Origin of the sequence: Stenotrophomonas sp. GD03654 (assembly GCF_029845105.1) — a bacterium.
Classification (GTDB): Bacteria; Pseudomonadota; Gammaproteobacteria; order Xanthomonadales; family Xanthomonadaceae; genus Stenotrophomonas; species Stenotrophomonas africana.
The window spans coordinates 24,654-43,417 of the sequence record NZ_JAOCLC010000026.1; the positions used below are offsets into that span (position 1 = coordinate 24,654).

The 18,764-nt window shown below is 66.6% G+C and carries 20 protein-coding genes; 7 read left to right on the forward strand and 13 right to left on the reverse strand.

What is annotated here, in order from left to right; genetic code table 11:
- The first annotated feature begins 3 nt into the window (after positions 1-3).
- Complete coding sequence (gene accC, locus N5J73_RS11480) at positions 4-1,371, forward strand: acetyl-CoA carboxylase biotin carboxylase subunit (protein WP_049446715.1); 1,368 nt, start codon at positions 4-6, stop codon at positions 1,369-1,371.
- A 133-nt stretch (positions 1,372-1,504) separates the two neighbouring features.
- Here the strand turns inward: accC and N5J73_RS11485 are convergent, their stop codons facing one another.
- Together N5J73_RS11485 and N5J73_RS11490 are read right to left on the reverse strand one after the other, a co-directional pair.
- Positions 1,505-1,879: a hypothetical protein gene (locus N5J73_RS11485; RefSeq protein WP_049446717.1), complete on the reverse strand. Its 375-nt coding sequence runs from the start codon at positions 1,877-1,879 to the stop codon at positions 1,505-1,507.
- Positions 1,876-2,844, reverse strand: a complete 969-nt coding sequence (locus N5J73_RS11490) for a hypothetical protein (protein ID WP_049446718.1) — start codon at positions 2,842-2,844, stop codon at positions 1,876-1,878. The genes N5J73_RS11485 and N5J73_RS11490 overlap by 4 nt, the downstream gene beginning before the upstream one ends.
- Positions 2,845-3,008: 164 nt before the next feature.
- Here N5J73_RS11490 and prmA point away from each other — a divergent pair, with 164 nt between their 5' ends.
- From prmA to fis, 3 genes are all read left to right on the forward strand, one after another.
- Positions 3,009-3,929: a 50S ribosomal protein L11 methyltransferase gene (gene prmA, locus N5J73_RS11495; protein ID WP_049446720.1), complete on the forward strand. Its 921-nt coding sequence runs from the start codon at positions 3,009-3,011 to the stop codon at positions 3,927-3,929.
- 42 nt (positions 3,930-3,971) lie between these two features.
- Complete coding sequence (locus tag N5J73_RS11500; protein WP_049446722.1) at positions 3,972-4,733, forward strand: DUF3426 domain-containing protein; 762 nt, start codon at positions 3,972-3,974, stop codon at positions 4,731-4,733.
- A 114-nt stretch (positions 4,734-4,847) separates the two neighbouring features.
- Positions 4,848-5,123 (forward strand): DNA-binding transcriptional regulator Fis, encoded by a 276-nt coding sequence (fis, locus tag N5J73_RS11505; RefSeq protein WP_005419706.1) that lies wholly within the window; start codon positions 4,848-4,850, stop codon positions 5,121-5,123.
- Positions 5,124-5,259: 136 nt separating this feature from the next.
- Here the strand turns inward: fis and N5J73_RS11510 are convergent, their stop codons facing one another.
- The 6 genes from N5J73_RS11510 to N5J73_RS11535 are packed head-to-tail and all read right to left on the reverse strand — an operon-like array spanning position 5,260 to position 11,060.
- Positions 5,260-6,255 carry a phosphatidate cytidylyltransferase gene (locus N5J73_RS11510; protein WP_049446723.1) on the reverse strand — a complete coding sequence of 332 codons (996 nt, stop codon included), beginning with the start codon at positions 6,253-6,255 and terminating at the stop codon, positions 5,260-5,262.
- Positions 6,252-6,881, reverse strand: a complete 630-nt coding sequence (locus N5J73_RS11515) for a lysophospholipid acyltransferase family protein (protein ID WP_049446725.1) — start codon at positions 6,879-6,881, stop codon at positions 6,252-6,254. Before N5J73_RS11515 ends, N5J73_RS11510 begins: the two co-directional genes overlap by 4 nt.
- A gap of 13 nt (positions 6,882-6,894) precedes the next feature.
- A complete protein-coding gene (locus tag N5J73_RS11520; RefSeq protein WP_049446727.1) occupies positions 6,895-7,332 on the reverse strand; it encodes a hypothetical protein in 438 nt (145 codons plus the stop codon).
- Positions 7,329-8,633, reverse strand: coding sequence for a phosphatase PAP2/dual specificity phosphatase family protein (locus N5J73_RS11525; protein WP_279940963.1), 1,305 nt, complete (start codon positions 8,631-8,633; stop codon positions 7,329-7,331). The genes N5J73_RS11520 and N5J73_RS11525 overlap by 4 nt, the downstream gene beginning before the upstream one ends.
- A gap of 23 nt (positions 8,634-8,656) precedes the next feature.
- The gene (locus N5J73_RS11530) at positions 8,657-10,408 is read right to left on the reverse strand and encodes a bifunctional alpha/beta hydrolase/class I SAM-dependent methyltransferase (protein WP_049446730.1); all 1,752 of its coding nucleotides are present in this window, start codon (positions 10,406-10,408) and stop codon (positions 8,657-8,659) included.
- 34 nt (positions 10,409-10,442) lie between these two features.
- A complete protein-coding gene (locus N5J73_RS11535) occupies positions 10,443-11,060 on the reverse strand; it encodes a CDP-alcohol phosphatidyltransferase family protein (protein ID WP_010481057.1) in 618 nt (205 codons plus the stop codon).
- A 223-nt stretch (positions 11,061-11,283) separates the two neighbouring features.
- Here N5J73_RS11535 and purH point away from each other — a divergent pair, with 223 nt between their 5' ends.
- The 3 genes from purH to purD are packed head-to-tail and all read left to right on the forward strand — an operon-like array spanning position 11,284 to position 15,104.
- Positions 11,284-12,867 carry a bifunctional phosphoribosylaminoimidazolecarboxamide formyltransferase/IMP cyclohydrolase gene (purH, locus tag N5J73_RS11540; RefSeq protein WP_049446732.1) on the forward strand — a complete coding sequence of 528 codons (1,584 nt, stop codon included), beginning with the start codon at positions 11,284-11,286 and terminating at the stop codon, positions 12,865-12,867.
- A gap of 16 nt (positions 12,868-12,883) precedes the next feature.
- Positions 12,884-13,762 (forward strand): hypothetical protein, encoded by an 879-nt coding sequence (locus tag N5J73_RS11545; protein WP_010481053.1) that lies wholly within the window; start codon positions 12,884-12,886, stop codon positions 13,760-13,762.
- A gap of 58 nt (positions 13,763-13,820) precedes the next feature.
- On the forward strand, positions 13,821-15,104 hold the full coding sequence (gene purD / locus N5J73_RS11550) for a phosphoribosylamine--glycine ligase (RefSeq protein ID WP_049446734.1): 1,284 nt from the start codon (positions 13,821-13,823) through the stop codon (positions 15,102-15,104).
- 76 nt (positions 15,105-15,180) lie between these two features.
- Here the strand turns inward: purD and N5J73_RS11555 are convergent, their stop codons facing one another.
- The 5 genes from N5J73_RS11555 to N5J73_RS11575 all read right to left on the reverse strand — a co-directional run bounded on the left by N5J73_RS11555 (position 15,181) and on the right by N5J73_RS11575 (position 18,764).
- The gene (locus tag N5J73_RS11555; protein WP_019338970.1) at positions 15,181-15,513 is read right to left on the reverse strand and encodes a DNA-binding transcriptional regulator; all 333 of its coding nucleotides are present in this window, start codon (positions 15,511-15,513) and stop codon (positions 15,181-15,183) included.
- On the reverse strand, positions 15,497-15,880 hold the full coding sequence (locus tag N5J73_RS11560) for a type II toxin-antitoxin system RelE/ParE family toxin (RefSeq protein ID WP_049446761.1): 384 nt from the start codon (positions 15,878-15,880) through the stop codon (positions 15,497-15,499). The genes N5J73_RS11555 and N5J73_RS11560 overlap by 17 nt, the downstream gene beginning before the upstream one ends.
- 177 nt (positions 15,881-16,057) lie before the next feature.
- Entirely contained in the window at positions 16,058-16,933 is an 876-nt protein-coding gene (gene rpoH, locus N5J73_RS11565) for an RNA polymerase sigma factor RpoH (RefSeq protein WP_032129545.1), read from the reverse strand.
- A gap of 278 nt (positions 16,934-17,211) precedes the next feature.
- Complete coding sequence (ung, locus tag N5J73_RS11570) at positions 17,212-17,925, reverse strand: uracil-DNA glycosylase (RefSeq protein ID WP_080354849.1); 714 nt, start codon at positions 17,923-17,925, stop codon at positions 17,212-17,214.
- Positions 17,922-18,764: a response regulator gene (locus N5J73_RS11575; RefSeq protein WP_005414663.1), complete on the reverse strand. Its 843-nt coding sequence runs from the start codon at positions 18,762-18,764 to the stop codon at positions 17,922-17,924. Before N5J73_RS11575 ends, ung begins: the two co-directional genes overlap by 4 nt.

Sequence of the window (18,764 nt, forward strand, 5' to 3'; positions counted from 1 at the left end):
GCCATGCTCGACAAAGTCGTCATCGCCAACCGAGGGGAGATCGCGCTGCGCATCCTGCGCGCGTGCCACACCCTCGGCATCCGCACGGTGGCCGTGCACTCCACGGTCGATCGCAACCTCAAGCACGTGGCCATGGCCGACGAGTCGGTCTGCATCGGCCCGGCGCCGTCGCCGCAGAGCTACCTCAACATCCCGGCACTGATCGCCGCCGCCGAAGTCACCGACGCCCAGGCGATCCACCCGGGCTACGGCTTCCTGTCCGAGAACGCCGACTTCGCCGAGCGCGTGGAAGAGTCCGGCTTCATCTTCATCGGCCCCAAGGCCGACACCATCCGCATGATGGGCGACAAGGTCGAAGCCATCCGCGCGATGAAGTCCGCCGGCGTGCCGTGCGTGCCCGGTTCGGGCGGCCCGCTGGGCGAGGACATCGTCGCCAACACCAAGATCGCCCGTGAGATCGGCTACCCGGTCATCATCAAGGCAGCCGGTGGCGGCGGTGGCCGTGGCATGCGCGTGGTGCACGCCGAAGCCTCGCTGAAGACCTCGATCGAAACCACCAAGAGCGAGGCCAAGGCCGCGTTCGGCAATGGCGAGGTCTACATGGAGAAGTTCCTGGAGAATCCGCGCCACGTGGAGATCCAGGTGCTGGCCGACGGCCAGGGCAACGCCATCCACCTGGGTGAGCGCGACTGCTCGATGCAGCGCCGCCACCAGAAGGTGGTGGAAGAAGCGCCGGCACCGGGCATCACCGCCGAACAGCGCGAGCAGATCGGCAAGGTGTGCGTGGAAGCCTGCATCCGCATCGGCTATCGCGGCGCTGGCACGTTCGAGTTCCTCTACGAGGACGGCCGGTTCTACTTCATCGAAATGAACACCCGCATCCAGGTGGAGCATCCGGTCACCGAGATGGTCACCGGCATCGACCTGGTGGCCGAGCAGCTGAAGATCGCTGCTGGCCAGAAGCTGTCGATCAAGCAGAGCGACGTGGTGCTGAACGGTCATGCGATCGAGTGCCGCATCAACGCCGAAGACGCCGAGACCTTCGTGCCGAGCCCGGGCACCATCACCGGCTTCCATCCGCCGGGCGGCCCCGGCGTGCGCGTGGATACCCACATCTACAGTGGGTACCGCGTGCCGTCGAACTACGACTCGATGATCGGCAAGCTGATCGTGCACGGCCCGGACCGCGAAACCGCCATTGCCCGCATGCAGGTGGCGCTGAGCGAAATGGTGGTCGATGGCATCAAGACCAATGTCGCCCTGCAGCAGCGGATCATGCGCGACAAGGGCTTCCAGGCCGGTGGCCAGAACATCCACTACCTGGAAAAGCGTCTTGCCGAGCGCAAGAACAAGCCGATCGCGTTGACCTGATCGGCGGCAGGTGCTGGACATGAAAAGGGCGGGGAAATCCCCGCCCTTTTCCGTATCTCTTCTGTAGAGCCGAGCCTACGCTCGGCATGCCGGCAAGAGCAGCCGAGCATGGCTCGGCTCTACACATGCAGGTTCAGCGCGCGTCGGCCGCCGTCGCAGGAATCTGCGAGTTCGCCAGCGGACGGATACCGTTGGGTGAGCTCGGGTCGATGATCACCATGGTCTCCGTCGAGCCGTCGGGCCACACCACCTGGAAGGTGCTGCCGGCCGGCAACGAGGCGAACGGCATGCCACTCTGCGCGCGATAGACCGCGGCGACCTGGCTGGCACCCGCGCGGCGCACGTCTTCGTGCGTCTTCACCGTGGTCAGTTCCACTTTCGACAGATGCCGGTAACGATCTTCGTACGTGTCGATCATCAACAGCCCGACCGCGCCGGCCGAGTAAGCCACGAACAGCGCCACCCAGAACCAGAACTTGGCCCCATGCAGGAATCGACGGTAATTCATTGCCCGTCCCTCTTTCCAACCAATCGCTTGATCCACTGCTTCATTTTCCCCGCACCTTGCCGCGAAACCGCAGCGTCATACACAAAATCCCGGAAATCCTGCGTCCCATCCTGCGAACAGATCCCTCCATTCGCACAAAAACTGTTGACCAGCACACTGTCGGCCCCACACGGTAGACCGAGTTCGCAGGCCGCAAGCCGCCATGCCAGTTCACTGAGCTGCTCGCCGGCCACCAGGCCATTGAGTGCGCGGTCCCCTGCCGCACGCACGCCCATGCCCGGGGCGATCGCCATGAACGCTTCCGGGTCGCGTGAGGTGCGCACCCGCTCGACCAGGTCACGGCGATACTCGGGGCTGTCCTGCAATGGCTCGCCTTCGGCAAACAGCGATGCTTCCGCTGCCAGGTTGCCCTGCGCGGCCGCCTTGCGACGCTCCGCCAGCACCAGGGCGGACCCCAGCTTGTCGCCCGGCACGAATCCACCGCAGCGCTGCGCCACGCGCTCACGCGCCTGCACCATCGCCGGTGCGGCGGTCAGACCCAACCCCGCCAGCACGTTGTTGTCCAAACGGTAGCCGCCGGGGTCGATGGCGTACTGAGCGCAGTAGTCGTAAACCCGGCTGAGCATCCAGCGCGCCTCGTGGTTGCCGTCGTCGGCCTGCACGCGCAGGCGCTGCGCATAGGCGTAGAGATCGGTGGCATCCTCGATGTCGGCGCGCAGATCCAGCGGCAGGCCCGAGGGCAGCGCATTGCCGCGCTCGAATGCCGCCAGGCGACGCGCCAGCGCTTCCGGCATCACCGGCAGCGGCACCGCCGCATCCACCGCTGCCAGCGACGACACCGGCAGCTCGTCCGCCGTCGCCTGCGCCGACCCGGCATGGCCGCTGGCCCGATACCCGGCCACGCCCAGCACGGCCACCGCCGGCAGCACGAGCAACCAGGTTTTCAGGGTCGGAGCAAAGGCCATTGGCGGCAGTGAGCGTTCACGGCACACAGGAAAGCGCCAAGTTTAGCAAGGCCCGACAGGCCTGTCTGAACCACCTCCGTTCATCCAGGGGCAGCATCTCAGGCAATACGGAGACGCCCTGATGGTCTAGCATGGCCCCCTTTCCCGTGATTGCCCCCACCGCCATGCCGTTCCTGGAACTGACCCTGCGTTGCACCGAAGCCACCCAGCCCCGCTATGAAAACGCGCTGGAGGACGTCGGCGCACTGGCCGTCACCCTGCTCGATGCCGAGGCCGATACCAGCAACGAACAGGCCATCCTCGAGCCGGGCGTGGGCGAGACCCCGCTGTGGGACACCCTGGTGCTGAGCGCGCTGTTCCCCGCCGACAGCAACGCCCTGCTGCTGCTGGCCGCGCTGGAATCGTTCGACCCGGAGCTGGACTGGAGTGGTGGCAGCTTCCGTGCGGTCGAGGACGAAGACTGGGAACGCGCCTGGCTGGACCAGTTCCAGCCGATGGATTTCGGCAGCCGTACCTGGATCGTGCCGTGGAACCATGAACTGCCGGAAGCCGCCCAAGCCGCCGATGCGGCCGTGGTGCGACTGGACCCGGGCCTGGCCTTCGGCTCGGGTACCCACCCGACCACGGCCCTGTGCCTGCGCTGGCTGGACCAGCTTGCCGTGGACGGCCTGCTGCAGGGCCAGCGGGTGCTCGACTTCGGGTGCGGCTCGGGCATTCTCGCGCTGGCCGCACTGAAGCTGGGTGCCGCTGAAGCCATCGGCGTGGACAACGATCCGCAGGCCCTGGTCGCCACCGCCGACAATGCCGAGCGCAACGGCGAACAGGCGCGCATGCACGTGTACCTGCCGCAGGACGAACCGGTGGCAACCTACCCGATCGTGGTCGCCAACATCCTCGCTTCGGCGCTGGATGCATTGGCCGAACTGCTGGCCGCGCGCGTCGCCGCCGGCGGCCGCATCGCCCTGTCCGGCATCCTGCATGGCCAGGAAGGCGAACTGCTGCAGCGCTATGCCGCGTGGTTCGACGACCTGCAGGCCACCCAGGATGGCGACTGGATGCGCATCACCGGCGTACGCCGCGCCTGATCGTGGTTGAATGACCGCTGGATCCGAGCCCGCGCCCTGAGCATGTCCGAGCCGAACCCACCGCGCCGTCCCCTGGCGACCTTCCTGCGCACGACGCCGGAAGGTGAGGCCGCGCCTGCGACCGATACGCGCACGCAGGACGAAGCTGGGCCTGCAACGCAGGTGCCGGTCGCACCCGTCGAGCTGGCCCCTGCGCCGGCTGCGGAGATGCAACGCGACGATGACACGGTCATCGTTGATGACACTGCGGCCCTTGAACCGGCGCGGGTCGTACCCCCGGCAACGACGGGTACTGCCGATGCACCCAGTTTCCTCGGCAATGTGCGCCCGCGCGCCCTGCCGACGCCCCGCTGGCACTGGGCGCTGGTCGCCGCGCTGGCGCTGCTGCTGGTACTGCAGAGCGTGCTTGCCGACCGAGCGCGGCTGGCCGCCGACGCCGGCAACCGCGCATGGCTGGGCACGCTCTGTGGCGTGCTGCGCTGCAGCCTGCCCGCCTGGCATGAACCCACCGCCTTCACCATGACCAGTCGCGAGATCCGGCCACTGCCCGGGCAGGCCGGCGTGCTGCAGGTACAGGCCAGCATCCGCAACGACGCCCGCTGGGCACAAGCATGGCCGGACCTGCGCCTGTCGCTGTCCGATGCCGATGGCCGGGTGATCGGCAGCAGCGTGTTCACGCCTGCGCAGTACCTGGGCGAGAACCCCGGTGCGGCCTTGCTGGAACCGGGCCAGAGCGCACGCATCGCCTTCCGCGTACAGGAGCCTGCGGCGTCCACCGTCGCATTCACCTTCGACTTCCTTTGATCGCAAGTGGCCGCCCGGTCATGGCAGGCCGGGCACGCTCGCGCTAGACTGACCGCCACCACCTCGTCCGGCCGCGCGCTTCGCGCGCACGGGCCAACCGAATCGGGAACCCCCTTGAACGCTGTCCTTTCTCGTCCTGACAACAGTCGTGGCGCTCCCCGGCCACCGCTGCGTGAACACGTCGCCCAGTCCGTGCGCCGCTACCTGCGTGACCTTGATGGCTGCGACGCGGACGATGTCTACGAGATCGTGCTGCGCGAGATGGAGATCCCGTTGTTCGTGGAAGTGCTCAACCACTGCGAAGGCAACCAGAGCCGGGCCGCCGCGATGCTGGGCATCCACCGCGCCACCCTGCGCAAGAAGCTGAAGGAATACGGCATCAGCGCCTGAGCGCCGATGCCGCCTTTGTAGAGTCGAGCCATGCTCGACTGTCGTTTACGGATTGCCTGGCGCAGAAGCAGTCGAGCATGGCTCGACTCTACAGAAGCGGGTCACCACGCCATGCGTGGATGAAAGCCCGGCAGAATCAACCGCCCCCGCCCGCCTTCCAGTAATACCGCACCACGTGGAAGAACACCGGCGCGGCGAAGCACACCGAATCCAGCCGGTCGAGCATGCCGCCATGGCCCTCGATCATGTGGCCCCAGTCCTTGATGCCACGATCGCGCTTGATCGCCGACATCACCAGGCCACCCCAGAACCCCATCAGATTGATCAGCAGCGACAGGCCGAACGCCTGCAGCGGCGTGAACGGGGTGATCCACCACAGCGCCGCGCCCAGCGCGCTGGCACTCAGCACGCCGCCGACGAAGCCCTCCACCGTTTTCGACGGCGACAGCTTCGGCGCGATCAGGTGCTTGCCCAGCAGCTTGCCCCAGATGTACTGCAGCACGTCCGAGGACTGCACCACGATCACCAGGAAGGCGAACAGCAACACGTTGCGCGACGGGTCATGGCCCGGCACGTGAAGGTTCAGCAGCAGCGGTACATGCGAAATGCAGAACACGCAGATCATCAACCCCCACTGCACCTTCGCCGTGCGCTCCAGGTAGTGCGTGGTGTCGCCGCCGATGGTCGACAGGATCGGCAGGAACAGGAACGCATAGACCGGAATCAGCAGTGTGTACATGCCGTACCAGTCGATCCACACCAGGTAGTACTGCCAAGGCAGCACGATGTAGAACGCGGCCAGCAGCGCGTAGTAGTCACCTGAACGGGTCGGCGCCAGGGTGATGAACTCGCGCAGCGCGAACAGCGAGATGATCGCGAACAGCACGATAACCCCGGCACGGCCGAAGAACAGCGCCAGCCCGACCACGATCGCCATCACCCACCACGCGCGGATGCGCGAGACGAGGTTGGCGATCACCGCGCTGGGCCGCCCACGCTGGCGCCAGCGCAGGGTCTCAGCCACCAGTGTCGCCAGCACCAGCACCGCACCCACGCCAGCGAACAGCAGGCCGGTCTGCTGGCCGACGCTCTGCGTTGCCAGATCGCCAGATACATCCAACACGAAACTCATGCACGACCTCCATTCGGCGCCAGGTCCAGCAGCGCCTGCCGGCTGCGCGCCAGGAACGCGGCCTTGTCCTCGTCGGCCTGCAGCCGCAACGGCGTGCCGAAGGTGGCCGTGCACAGCAGGGGCAACGGCAGGAACCGGCCCTTGGGCATGACCCGCTTCAGGTTGTCGATCCACACCGGCACGAACTCCAGTTCCGGCCGTTGCCGCGCCAGGTGGTAGATGCCGCTCTTGAACGGCAGCAGCGGCTCATCGCCCACATTGCGCGTGCCTTCCGGAAACAGGATCAGCGAGCAGTCTTCGTCCACGGCATCGCGCAGTACCTGCAGCGGATCCTGATGGCGATGCCCGGCCTCGCGCTCGACCAGCACACCGTTGAACACCGCATCGATCAGGTAGCGGCGCAGGCCATCGCGCTGCCAGTATTCGGCCGCGGCCACCGGGCGCACCTGCCGCCGCAGTGCCGGTGGCATCGACGACCAGATCAGCACGAAGTCGCCATGGCTGGCGTGGTTGCCGTAATACACGCGTCGCTCGCTGGACGGCGCACAGCCGATCCACAGCGCACGGGCGCCGGTCACCACATGGATCGCGCCACTGCAGGCGCGGGCAATCAGTTCGGCGAACATTGGCCCCTCCGGTTCACGTCTGCGGCCACAACACGGCCAGCACCAGCAGTGCGAACTGCACCGCGGTCAGCAGGTACTGGCGCAGCAGCAGGCGGCGCATGCCGGCCCAGCGCGCGTCCCAGCCCCGCAGTTGCGCATCGGGTGACGCGCGGCGCAGGCCACTGTCCTGCAGCAGCTGATCGGTGCGGCGCGCGGCAGCATCGCCGTCCAGGCCCTCATCGCGCAGCAGCTGCAACAGGCTGGCGTCCAGCGCCACCCTCCACGCGTGATAGGCCTGTGCGATGCCCGCGGCAACACTGAGCAGCAACAGGCCGGCAGCGATCATCGCCAGCCCCGGCTCGATGCCGAGCAGCAGCAACGCCACCAGCAACAGGCCCAGCGACAGCAGCGCCGGCCAACGCCCCTGCCGCAGCAGCAGCTGCATGGTTGCCAGATCGGGAACCGTCCTCATGCGCGCGCTCCTGCCGCAGCAGTGATGGCATGCAGATGCGCTGCGCCCAGCACGATGCCAGGTCGCGCAGCACGCACGATCGCCACCGCCGCATCGGCATCAGCCGCACGACCACTACGCAGCAGCCACGCGGCGACGCTGGCGGCGCTGCGCGAATAACCCAGTGCGCAACACACCAGCAACGGTCCGTGCGCATGCAGCCGCTCGATGGCCTCGGCCGCCTCGCGCAGCTGTTCCGGAGCAGGCACCACCAGGTCCAGCATCGGCACGCTGGCATACGCTGCGCCCTGCGCGCGACAGGACAGCTCGGCGCAGGCATCGACCACCCCCACCAGGGGTGCCGCCAATGCCTCGGAGGGAATGCGCCCCAGCCACACGCCATCCATCACCGGCACCGGCTGCGGCGCACGCCGCGTCCACAGCCGCGAATTGATCCAGGCTGCACCCAGGTACGGCGCCAGCAGCCAACGTGACGCCATGGTCAGGCGTCCGTCGGCGCGCTTCTGGAACACCGCCGTACCCAGCCCGGCATAGGCCAGCGCCACCAGCAGCAGCGATACCACCGGCCACAGCAACCACAACGCGACACCCCGCAGCAGGATCACTGGCACCAGCAGCAGCGCTGCCCCGAGCAGGTACAGCCCCGCCAGGCGCCAGCGCTTGGCATCCTGCGTCGTGCGCCACGCATGCAACGGTGGCGTGCCCTGCTCGGGCCATAGCCACACGCACAGCCAGCCGGCCAGCAGGCCGGTCGGGATATCGATGAAATGATGCTGGAACGTGGTCAGCACCGAGACGCCGATCAGCAGCGCCCACACGTGCAGCACCCGGCGCCACACCCCGTGCAGGTACTGCGCGAACTTCACCCACAGCACGATCAGCAGCACGATATGCAGCGACGGTGCCTGGTTGAACGGCTTGTCGAAGCCCAGCAGCACATCGAACAGCCAGCCGAACACACCGCCGATCTCCGGACGCTCGAAGCTGAAGCGCAGCGGCCACAGCAGGAAGCAGGCCACCGCGATGACCTGCGCACTGAACAGCCGCAACGCGTGCCGGTCCAGCTCCAGCCGTTGCCGGCACAGGAAGAACGAGATCGCGTAGAACAGGTCGATTGACCAGTACGGCACGATCGTCCACGGCACGAACGGGATGCGTGTCTCCCACGCGAACGCCATCACCGGCAACGTGGCGTGGCGACCGGCCATCCAGTTGGCGAAGCCATAGCTGGCGAAGAAGAACGGGCCCAGCAGGGCCAGCCACAGCAGGGCGCGCCGCCAGGGGCGCCCTTCCGCGGCCAGCGGGGTTGCAGCGAGTGTCGCCATCACGCGGTCCGGCGTGCCAGCGACACGGTGAAGATGCCGAAGTCATCGATACGCTGCGCCACCTTCTCGAACCCGGCCAGGCGTACCAGCTCATCCATCTCCTGCTGGGTACGGCGACGCATCACCCACGCCGCGCCGCCACGGTGGCTGGTCAAGGCCCGCGCGATGAATTCCAGCTGCGGGTGCCAGGGCTGGCCGGTATAGGCCAGGTAGCCGCCCACCGGCACGGTCGCGGCGATGCCCTGCAGCGAACGCAGCACCGCATCGTTGTCGGGGAACAGTTCGTACAGGCCCGAAACCACCGCCAGCGTCGGCGCCGGGTCGACCTGCGCCAGCTGCACCGGGTCGAACGCATCGCCCTGCTCGAAGCGGGCGATGTCGGCCGCGCCCAGGCGCTCGATCAAGGCCTGCCCCTGGGTCACGTTCAGATCGCTGAAATCACGGAGGACGATGCGCTCGGCACGCTGTTCGCCCTGGCCCAGCGCTTCCAGCACATAGCGGCCATGGCCAGCGGCCACGTCCAGCACGCGCACTGGCGTGCCCTCCCCGCGCAGTCGCTGGGCGGCATCGCGCAGCAGTTCCTGCAAATGCTGGCCACGGATGCGGATGCCGCGCCAGCCGATCGCATCGAGATAGTTGCGGTCGACCATGCGGCCCAGCGGGCCCTTGCCACGCGCTTGGTCGCGATAGATGTAGTCGAGCGTGCTGCCCGAATCGAAACCGGTCTGCAGGCCCAGTGCGATGCCTTCGGACAACGTGCCGCCGACGCGCAGGCCGCCGCGCACCACGCGCCAGCGCAGGTCGGCCAGGCTGTTGCGTTCCGGTGGCCAGGCCAGGATCTCCGATTCCTCGAAGGTCGGACCATGCCGGTGTGCGTCACGACGCGACAACTCGCGCAGGGGTTCGGCGAAGCGCGCCTGGATGAAACTGCGGATGCGCGCCAGTGCCGGTGCGCGATCACGCTCGCCCAGCGTGTCGTGGAAGAAGCCCGGCAGGTGCACGCGCTCCTTGATCGGGCTGGACAGGCGCTCGTAGAAGCGGTCCTGCGGGCCACGATGCACGACGAAGTCCGAGCCGGACACCAACAGCTGCACCGGCACGCTGATCGCCTGCGCATCGGCGACGATGCGGTCGGCCGCTTCGTACAGGCCCAGCAGCACGCGCACCGAGATCGGGCGGGTGATCAGCGGATCGGTACGATAGCTTTCCACCCGTGCCGGGTCGTGGGTCAGCCACTGCGGCTTGACGTAGCTGTTGACGAAGAAATTGCCGCGCAGCTTCTGCATCAGCGCCAACCCAGCGCGTGCGAACGGCACGTACAGCTTCACCTTGAAGGCGGGCGAAGCCATCACCAGCGCACGCAGGCGCGGCGCGTAATCGTGCACCCAGGTCGCGGCGACCACCGCCCCCACGCTCTGCGCGATCACCACGATGTCTTCCACCGCGATACCGTGCTCGGCGCCGATGTGGGCAATGAAGCTGTCCAGGTCACGCACCAGCGCCGGGAAGCCCGGTGCATCGCCACGTGCGCCCGGCGAACGGCCATTGCCGCGCGCATCCCAGGCGAAGAAGGCGGTGTCGGGCAGGTCCAGCTCATCGACCAGGTGGGTGACCCGGCCGGAGTGCTCGTGGCCGCGGTGCAGCAGCACGATGGCCTTGGTGGCCGGGGTTGCGGTGGTGCCCGCCCAGTACCGGTAGAACAGCGGTACCTGGTCGAAGCTGTGGAATTCCCGTTCCTGCGCCTGACGCATGCAATCTCCTGATTGTCTTTTTGTATCTGCTTGATTAATTCGGCGAAACCGCCGCTTCCCGCAGTCCGCGACGGACGCGGTTGATCATCGTCAGCACGCACAACACTGCCATGGCTGCAGCCACGCCGCTGACCGTCAGTGCACCGCCCCAGCCGAAGGCCAGCAGCAAGCCCAGTGCACCGATCACGAAGGCGCGGTCGCTCTTGCCCATCGGGCCGTCATAGCGGCGGCTGGCACCGACCATCAGCCCCAGCACGCCGGCGTACTCGCTCAGCGCCGCCGTCCAGGCCAGCAGCCACAGCGCCTCCGGGCGCACGCCGGGTACGCTGAGCAGGCTCAGGTACAGCGCCGCATCGGCGATCACATCGCACAATTCGTTCAGATAGGCGCCCAGCCGCGATTGCTGGCCGAATTCGCGCGCCAGCATGCCGTCCACCGCGTTGAGCGCCATGCGCAGCAGCATCCACAACGGCAGCAGCAGGTACAGCAGAGGCTGGGCAGGCGCGCAGCACCACACGGCTGCGGCCACCAGCAGCGAGACCACGGCAGCAGCCACGGTCACCGTATTGGCAGTGATCCCCATGCGGAACAGACCGCGTACGGCTGGACGCAACAGGTCCTGGAAACGTCCCTTCAATGCATAGATCGACATGATCCGTACCCGCTGATCCTTGGCAGTGCGGGCACAGCCTACCCCATCGTTGGCAGATTCCGACAACCCGGCTCTGGTCCGCAGCCCAGACTCCGGATCGGGCCGGATCGGTGTGCCCGACCCGGCCTTACGCCGATTGCCACGGCAAATTACCCCTTCCAGCGCCCGCCACGGGCCCCCACCGCCTACAATATCGACCCCGCTCCGCTGCCGATTCTGTCCCATGACTGCTGATCTGTTGCCCGTCCGCCGGGCCCTCCTCTCCGTTTCCGACAAGACCGGTCTGGTCGAGCTGGCCACTGCGCTGGCGGCACGCGGCGTGGAGCTGCTGTCCACCGGCGGCACCGCCAAGGCGATCCGCGATGCGGGCCTGGCCGTGAAGGACGTGGCCGAGGTCACCGGTTTCCCGGAAATGATGGACGGCCGCGTCAAGACCCTGCACCCGATGGTGCACGGTGGCCTGCTGGGCCGTTCGGGCCTGGATGATGCGGTGATGGCCGAGCATGGCATCGGTGCCATCGACCTGCTGGTGCTGAACCTGTACCCGTTCGAGTCGGTCACCGCCAAGGCCGACTGCACCCTGGCTGATGCGGTGGAGAACATCGATATCGGCGGCCCGGCCATGCTGCGCTCGGCGGCCAAGAACTTCGCCCGCGTGGCAGTAGCCACCGACCCGTCGCAGTACGCCGAGCTGCTGGCCTCGCTGGACGCCAACGACGGCCAGCTGTCGGCCGCCACCCGCTTCGCGTTCTCGGTGGCCGCGTTCAACCGCGTCGCCCAGTACGACGCGGCGATCAGCAACTACCTGTCGGCGGTCACCGCCACCGACGCCGCCGTGCCGGCCCGTGCCGAGTACCCGGCGCAGATGAACTCCACCTTCGTGAAGGTGATGGACCTGCGCTACGGCGAGAACCCGCACCAGAGCGGCGCGTTCTACCGCGACCTGTACCCGGTGCCGGGCACCCTGGCCACGTTCCAGCAGCTGCAGGGCAAGGAACTGAGCTACAACAACCTGGCCGATGCCGATGCGGCGTGGGAGTGCGTGCGCCAGTTCGACGCGCCGGCCTGCGTCATCGTCAAGCACGCCAACCCGTGCGGCGTGGCCGTCGGTGCCGGCAACGGCGATGCCTACGAGCTGGCCTACGCCACCGACCCGACCAGCGCCTTCGGCGGCATCATCGCCTTCAACACGCCGCTGGACGCTGCCACCGCCAAGGTCATCCTGGACCGCCAGTTCGTGGAAGTGCTGATCGCCCCGGATTACGAGCCGGCCGCGCTGGAATACGCGCAGAAGAAGGCCAACGTGCGCGTGCTGCGCATCCCGCATGGTGATGGCCTGAACAACTTCGACAGCAAGCGCGTCGGCTCGGGCCTGTTGCTGCAGTCCTCGGACAACCGCGGCATGACCCGCGATGAGCTGAAGGTGGTCAGCAAGCTGGTGCCGACCGACAAGCAGTTCACCGACCTGCTGTTTGCCTGGAAGGTGGCCAAGTTCGTGAAGTCCAACGCGATCGTCTATGCGAAGGACAACCGCACCATCGGTGTCGGCGCCGGCCAGATGAGCCGCGTGTACTCGGCGCGCATCGCCGGCATCAAGGCCGCCGATGCAAACCTGGTGGTCGAGGGCTCGGTGATGGCCTCCGATGCGTTCTTCCCGTTCCGCGACGGCATCGATGCCGCTGCTGCCGCCGGCATCAAGGCGGTCATCCAGCCGGGCGGTTCGATGCGCGATGCCGAAGTGATCGCCGCCGCCGACGAACACGGCCTGGCCATGGTGTTCACCGGTGTTCGCCACTTCCGCCACTGATACTGGAGCGACACGGATGTCCGCAGTCTCACTGAAATCGCTGGCCTTGCTCGCCCTCGCGGGCGCGGCCGCGCTGGCCGGTTGCAAGCCTGCGGCCGCCCCGGTGCCTGCGTCGTCGCCGCAGGCCGCCACGTCGGCCCCTGCCGAGCCGACGGCGCACGTGAGCCGCACCGCGCGACTGCAGGCCTTCCTGGTCCAGCGCTACGGCAAGAACGCCAGGCTCTCCGGTGAATGGCACGGCAGCTGGAACGACGACGGCGAAACCCGCCCGATGGACTGGCACGTCTGCGCCGAGCAACCGGTGGTGAGCGGTGACAGCTGGCAGCAGTTGCTGGCGGTCTGCGGTGCTTTGTCCGAAGGCGCGCACATCGACGCAGGCATGATCGACTTCTTCGTGCTGCATCCGAAGGGCGAGGGCTTCGACGTGACCAGTGAACTGACTGGCGAACGCTTTGGCAGCGGCGGCCAGCCCGGCACCGCCAGCATCATCCGCGCAGGCAGCGACTTCTATGGTTTCCGCGTCGAGGACGGCTGGTTCGGGCAGGGCTTCTCGCTGCTCTCGCAGTCGCTGATCCTGCCAGGCCCGAACGGCCTGGTGTCCAGTGGCAGCGTGCGCAGCCATATCGACAATGACGCCCAGTACGAGTGCGACAACCTGGGCGCCAGCAGCGACCCGGAGACTGTCGAGGACTGCCGTACCCGTCGCTTCAGCATCGATTTCGCCCTGCGTTTCGACGACAGCGATCGCAGCGCGCGCATCTGGCCGCTGCTGATCGAGGAAACCGGCACCACCTGCGGTGGCAAGCAGGTCCGGCAGGAACACCGCTTTACCCTGGACCCGAAGACCTGGGCCTATTCCTTCCCCGAATCACTGCGACGCGAAGGCTGCGAGTGAGCCACGCGCGCCGCCGGGGATATCGATCTTCCCTTCCCACGCAATCTGGAATCTCGTGATGAACGTACTTGTCATCGGCTCTGGCGGCCGCGAACACGCCCTGGCATGGAAGCTGGCCCAGTCCTCCCGTGTCACCGAAGTGATCGTGGCGCCCGGCAACGCCGGCACCGCCAGCGAAGACAAGTGCCGCAACGTGGCGGTGAAAGTGACCGACATCGACGGCCTGCTGGCGCTGGCCCAGGCCGAAGGCGTGGCGCTGACCGTGGTCGGCCCGGAAGTACCGCTGGTGGCCGGCGTGGTCGACCGCTTCCGCGCCGCCGGCCTGCGCATCTTCGGGCCGACTGCCGCCGCCGCGCAGCTGGAAGGCAGCAAGGCCTACGCCAAGGACTTCCTGGCCCGCCACAACATCCCCACCGCGTTCTATGCCGTGCACACCGAGGTGGATGCCGCCCTGGCCTACATCCGCGAGAAGGGCGCGCCGATCGTGGTCAAGGCCGATGGTCTGGCTGCCGGCAAGGGCGTGATCGTGGCGATGACCCTGGCCGAAGCCGAAGATGCCGTGCGTGACATGCTGTCGGGCAACGCGTTCGGCGATGCCGGTGCGCGCGTGGTGATCGAAGAGTTCCTCGATGGTGAGGAAGCCAGCTTCATTTCGATGGTGGACGGCGTGCATGCGCTGCCGATGGCCACCTCGCAGGACCACAAGCGCGTCGGCGACGGCGACACCGGCCCGAACACCGGTGGCATGGGCGCCTACTCGCCCGCGCCGGTAGTGACGCCGGAGGTGCATGCACGCGTGATGCGCGAGGTGGTGAACCCGACCGTGCAGGGCATGATCGCCGACGGTATCCCGTTCACTGGTTTCCTCTACGCGGGCCTGATGATCGACGCCAGCGGCGCGCCGAAGGTGATCGAATTCAACGTGCGCTTCGGCGACCCGGAAACCCAGCCGGTGATGTTGCGCCTGGAGTCGGATCTGGTCGAGCTGGTGGAAGCCGCCATCGATGGCCGCCTGGACCAGGTGCAGGCGCAGTGGGACGCACGCCCGTCGCTGGGCGTGGTGCTGGCCGCGAAGCCCTACCCGGAAGCGCCGATCACCGGTGACGTGATTTCCGGCCTGGACGACGTGCCGGCCAGTGCCAAGGTGTTCCATGCGGGGACTGCATTGGACGCGCAGGGCCAGGTGGTCAGCGCCGGCGGCCGCGTGCTGTGCGTGGCGGCGCTGGGTGACAGCGTGCGCGACGCGCAGGCCAACGCCTATGCCGGCGTGGCCAAGGTGACCTGGGCCAACGAATTCCACCGCAACGACATTGGTTGGCGCGCGATCGCACGCGAGGGGTGAGGCTCCCCCGCTCCCATGCATGGCGCGGATTGAATACCACGGTAAAGCAAAGGCCCGGCATTGCCGGGCCTTTGCTTTACAGGACTGCTTCGAGACCCTTCCGATCAATCAGGTTAAGCAACTTCAGTGACGGTCCGCTGGGTTTCTTTTCGCCCTGCTCCCAGCTGCGTACGGTGGAAACGCTGGTATTGAGAACCCCCGCAAAGACCGGCTGACTGAGCTGCAGTGACGTACGCAGGGCACGGATCTGGGCACTGCTGTACTCAGGGACCGGCTCAAGGCAAAGTGCTTCGTAGCTGCTCAACCGACGTTTATCGATGAAGCCATGCGCGTGCAGACTCACAGCAGCATCATGCACCGCTTCAAGAAGCGCACTTTTCGCGCGCCGTCGCTCAGGGGTCTTCGTCATGGCCGATCTCCTGTAGATCCCCGTACTCCACGGCGCGATTCAGCTGCGCCGTACTCATTCTCAGGAACTCCGATGCGTACAACTGCAGCGCATCCCGTTCCGCATTCGTGATCGCAGCACGTTCATTCTTCTCGTAGCCGAAAAGGAAGAACCAATGCCCGCCTCGCTGTGTGGCGACGATGATTCGAACGCTCCCACGCTTTCCCCGCCCCGGTAACGCAACGCGCTTCTTGAAGATTCCGCCGCCAAGATCAGCATCCACCAGACCCGCTTCCATTTCACGTACCGACCGGTACAGCGCAGCTTCGGACAGGGTGGTCCTACGCATACTGCGATTGAAACTTCGTGTGCGGAAGACGCGTGGCATGATCATACCGTGCCACTGCGTGGTACGGCGTGAACATCAGCATCCAGCACATGACCCGGTCGGCACAATCACCGCTCTGGCGTCAGAGTAGAGCCACGCCATGCGTGGCTAAGCCCCACAAACGAAAAAGGCCCGGCACTGCTGCCGGGCCTTTCACAATTGCGACGCCACCCCGCCTTACGCGGTGAACAGCGCCTTCATCTTCTTCAGCGCGTTCGCTTCCACCTGGCGGATACGCTCGGCCGACACGCCGTACTCGTCGGCCAGCTCCTGCAGCGTCACCTTGCTGTCGGCATCCAGCCAGCGACGGCGGATGATGTCGCGCGAGCGGGCATCCAGCTCAGCCAAGCCTTCGCGCAGCAGCTGCATCTGGTTGTCTTCGCTGTCGGCACGTTCGTATGCCATCGACGGATCTTCGTCGTTGGCGACCAGGTACGCAGCCGGCGACGGCGGCGCATGCTCGTTGTCCTCATCGGTCGGCGCATCGAAACCGATATCGCGACCGGACAGGCGCGACTCCATTTCCATGACCTCGCGCTCGGACACGTTCAGGTCTTTGGCCACCGCGCTGACTTCCGCCGCGTTCATCCAGCCCAGGCGCGTCTTCGACTTGCGCAGGTTGAAGAACAGCTTGCGCTGCGCCTTGGTGGTGGCGACCTTCACGATGCGCCAATTCTTCAGGATGAACTCGTGCATCTCGGCGCGGATCCAGTGCACGGCGAAGGAGACCAGGCGCACGCCCATATCCGGGTCGAAGCGCTTGACCGCCTTCATCAGGCCGATGTTGCCTTCCTGGATCAGGTCACCCAAGGCAAGGCCGTAGCCGTTGTAGCCGCGGGCCACGTGCACCACGAAGCGCAGGTGCGAATGCACCAGCTCGCGGGCAGCGTCCAGATCGTTGCCGTCGCGGAAGCGACGGGCCAGGTCCTGTTCGTCATCGACCGACAGCACCGGGATCTGGTGCACGGCACCGATGTAGGCGTCCAGCGAACCGAGCGCACTGGGAATCGGGAGATTGTTTGCCACAAGGGCAGTAGAGGTGTTCTGGCTCATAGGCACCCATCTTAGCAGTCCGGGATTTGGACTGCTAAAGGAGGAAAAAGTTCCAGCATCCTATTGATGCAACACTGGTCCCAAACAGAGCCCTACCGTAGCGCGATTTGATGACAGTGGCGAGCACGCTTTTCGGGATTCACAATCCCTTGGAATTCAAGCAATTACCTGCCGAAAAGCGGCCGATTCCGGTCAAGCGGAGCTGAACGGGCCGTTCTGGGGACCCATTCAGGGCCAGCAACGTTGCCAGGTGTTCAGCCTGGGCCGGGCGCCCGTGCTCATAGCGCCGAACGCGGCGGCAGCGACCAGTCGATCGGGGCCTGGCCGCGACGCTGCAGGTACTCGTTGGCCATTGAGAAATGACGGCAGCCGAGGAAGCCACGATGGGCCGACAGCGGCGACGGGTGCGGCGACTTCAGCACGCGATGGCGACCGGTGTCGATGACCTTGCCCTTCTGCTGCGCATAGGCGCCCCAGAGCATGAAAACCAGTCCTTCGCGTTCGCGGTTGAGCACATCCACCACGTGGTCGGTGAAGCCTTCCCAGCCACGCCCCTGGTGCGCACCTGCCTTGCCCTCTTCCACCGTCAGCACGGCATTGAGCAGCAGCACGCCACGCTGTGCCCACGGGATCAGGCAGCCATGGTCCGGGCGCGGGATACCGAGATCGCTCTCGATCTCCTTGTAGATGTTCAGCAGCGACGGCGGCACCGGCACGCCCGGCGGCACCGAGAAACTCAGGCCGTGCGCCTGGCCACGACCGTGGTACGGGTCCTGGCCGAGAATCACCACCTTCACCTGTTCGAACGGGGTAGCGTCGAACGCGGCGAAGATCTGCGGGCCAGGCGGGAACACCGCCGCACCGCTGGCCTTGCGCTGGCGCAGGAAGCTGGACAGCTCGCGCATCTGCGGCTGCAACAGGTAATCGCCTACATGTTGCTTCCAGCTCGGTTCCAGCTGGATCGTCGGGGTGTCGGCTGCTTCATCCATCATCGAATCAGGGGTCCATCGTTCAAGCGGGCCAGGCGCAGCTGGAACAGCACCTTGGTGACCAGCAGCCGTTCTTCGATCGGCTTGAGCACCAGGTCGTTGGCACCGGACTGCAGCAGCCCGGTCTGGTTGTGCGGGTTGCCATCGCCGGTCATCACCAGCACCGGCAGGCGGCGCTTGCCGTAACCGAAGTCCACGCGCACGCGCTGCACAACATCGCGGCCGCTCAGTTCACCCTTCAGGGTGACGTCGGTCAGCACCAGGTCGATGCGGTGGCGGCTGCGGCCCAGCGACTCGGCCGTGAGCAGGGTGAATGCTTCTTCGGCGCTGACCACGTGCAGCACGTTCAACTGCTGGCGCTCGAGCATGCGCTTGGTGGCCTCGGCGACCACGCGGCTGTCCTCGATATAGAGGATGGTCGCGCCGGGTATGGTCTGCGGCTGCACGTAGCCACGGATGAAGGTTGCCAGTGCCTCATGGCCCAGCGATTTGTCGAAATAATCGGTGACGTACTCGGTGAAGCGGCGCTGCTCCAGATGCTGCTGGGCATCGCCGGAAACCACGATCACCGGCACGTAGGCCTGGCCGGCCGCTTCGCGGACCATCCGCGCCAGAGCTAGGCCGTCACCATCGCGCAGGGTCAACGAGGTGGTCACCAGGTCCACCGGGCCCTGCGCCAGCGCCTGCTGCGCGTCCTCGATGCTGTCGCAGCCGATCACTTCCACGCCCGGCAGGTCACGCTGCAGGACGTCGGCGATCAGCTTGCGCACCAGCTTCGAGCCATCGACCACCATCACCCGCGTCGCGGGCCCTTCAAGGTGCTTCAACGCTTGCGGTTGCAT

Coding starts and splice junctions, on each gene's coding strand:
- N5J73_RS11560 (WP_049446761.1), bottom strand. CDS start 15,880: ATGCCACGCGTCTTCCGCACACGAAGTTTCAATCGCAGTATGCGTAGG.
- N5J73_RS11555 (WP_019338970.1), bottom strand. CDS start 15,513: ATGACGAAGACCCCTGAGCGACGGCGCGCGAAAAGTGCGCTTCTTGAA.
- purD (WP_049446734.1), top strand. CDS start 13,821: ATGAACGTACTTGTCATCGGCTCTGGCGGCCGCGAACACGCCCTGGCA.
- N5J73_RS11530 (WP_049446730.1), bottom strand. CDS start 10,408: ATGCGTCAGGCGCAGGAACGGGAATTCCACAGCTTCGACCAGGTACCG.
- rpoH (WP_032129545.1), bottom strand. CDS start 16,933: ATGAGCCAGAACACCTCTACTGCCCTTGTGGCAAACAATCTCCCGATT.
- N5J73_RS11515 (WP_049446725.1), bottom strand. CDS start 6,881: ATGTTCGCCGAACTGATTGCCCGCGCCTGCAGTGGCGCGATCCATGTG.
- ung (WP_080354849.1), bottom strand. CDS start 17,925: ATGATGGATGAAGCAGCCGACACCCCGACGATCCAGCTGGAACCGAGC.
- N5J73_RS11545 (WP_010481053.1), top strand. CDS start 12,884: ATGTCCGCAGTCTCACTGAAATCGCTGGCCTTGCTCGCCCTCGCGGGC.
- prmA (WP_049446720.1), top strand. CDS start 3,009: ATGCCGTTCCTGGAACTGACCCTGCGTTGCACCGAAGCCACCCAGCCC.
- purH (WP_049446732.1), top strand. CDS start 11,284: ATGACTGCTGATCTGTTGCCCGTCCGCCGGGCCCTCCTCTCCGTTTCC.
- N5J73_RS11520 (WP_049446727.1), bottom strand. CDS start 7,332: ATGAGGACGGTTCCCGATCTGGCAACCATGCAGCTGCTGCTGCGGCAG.
- N5J73_RS11575 (WP_005414663.1), bottom strand. CDS start 18,764: ATGCAACCGCAAGCGTTGAAGCACCTTGAAGGGCCCGCGACGCGGGTG.
- N5J73_RS11535 (WP_010481057.1), bottom strand. CDS start 11,060: ATGTCGATCTATGCATTGAAGGGACGTTTCCAGGACCTGTTGCGTCCA.
- N5J73_RS11490 (WP_049446718.1), bottom strand. CDS start 2,844: ATGGCCTTTGCTCCGACCCTGAAAACCTGGTTGCTCGTGCTGCCGGCG.
- N5J73_RS11510 (WP_049446723.1), bottom strand. CDS start 6,255: ATGAGTTTCGTGTTGGATGTATCTGGCGATCTGGCAACGCAGAGCGTC.
- N5J73_RS11500 (WP_049446722.1), top strand. CDS start 3,972: ATGTCCGAGCCGAACCCACCGCGCCGTCCCCTGGCGACCTTCCTGCGC.
- N5J73_RS11485 (WP_049446717.1), bottom strand. CDS start 1,879: ATGAATTACCGTCGATTCCTGCATGGGGCCAAGTTCTGGTTCTGGGTG.
- accC (WP_049446715.1), top strand. CDS start 4: ATGCTCGACAAAGTCGTCATCGCCAACCGAGGGGAGATCGCGCTGCGC.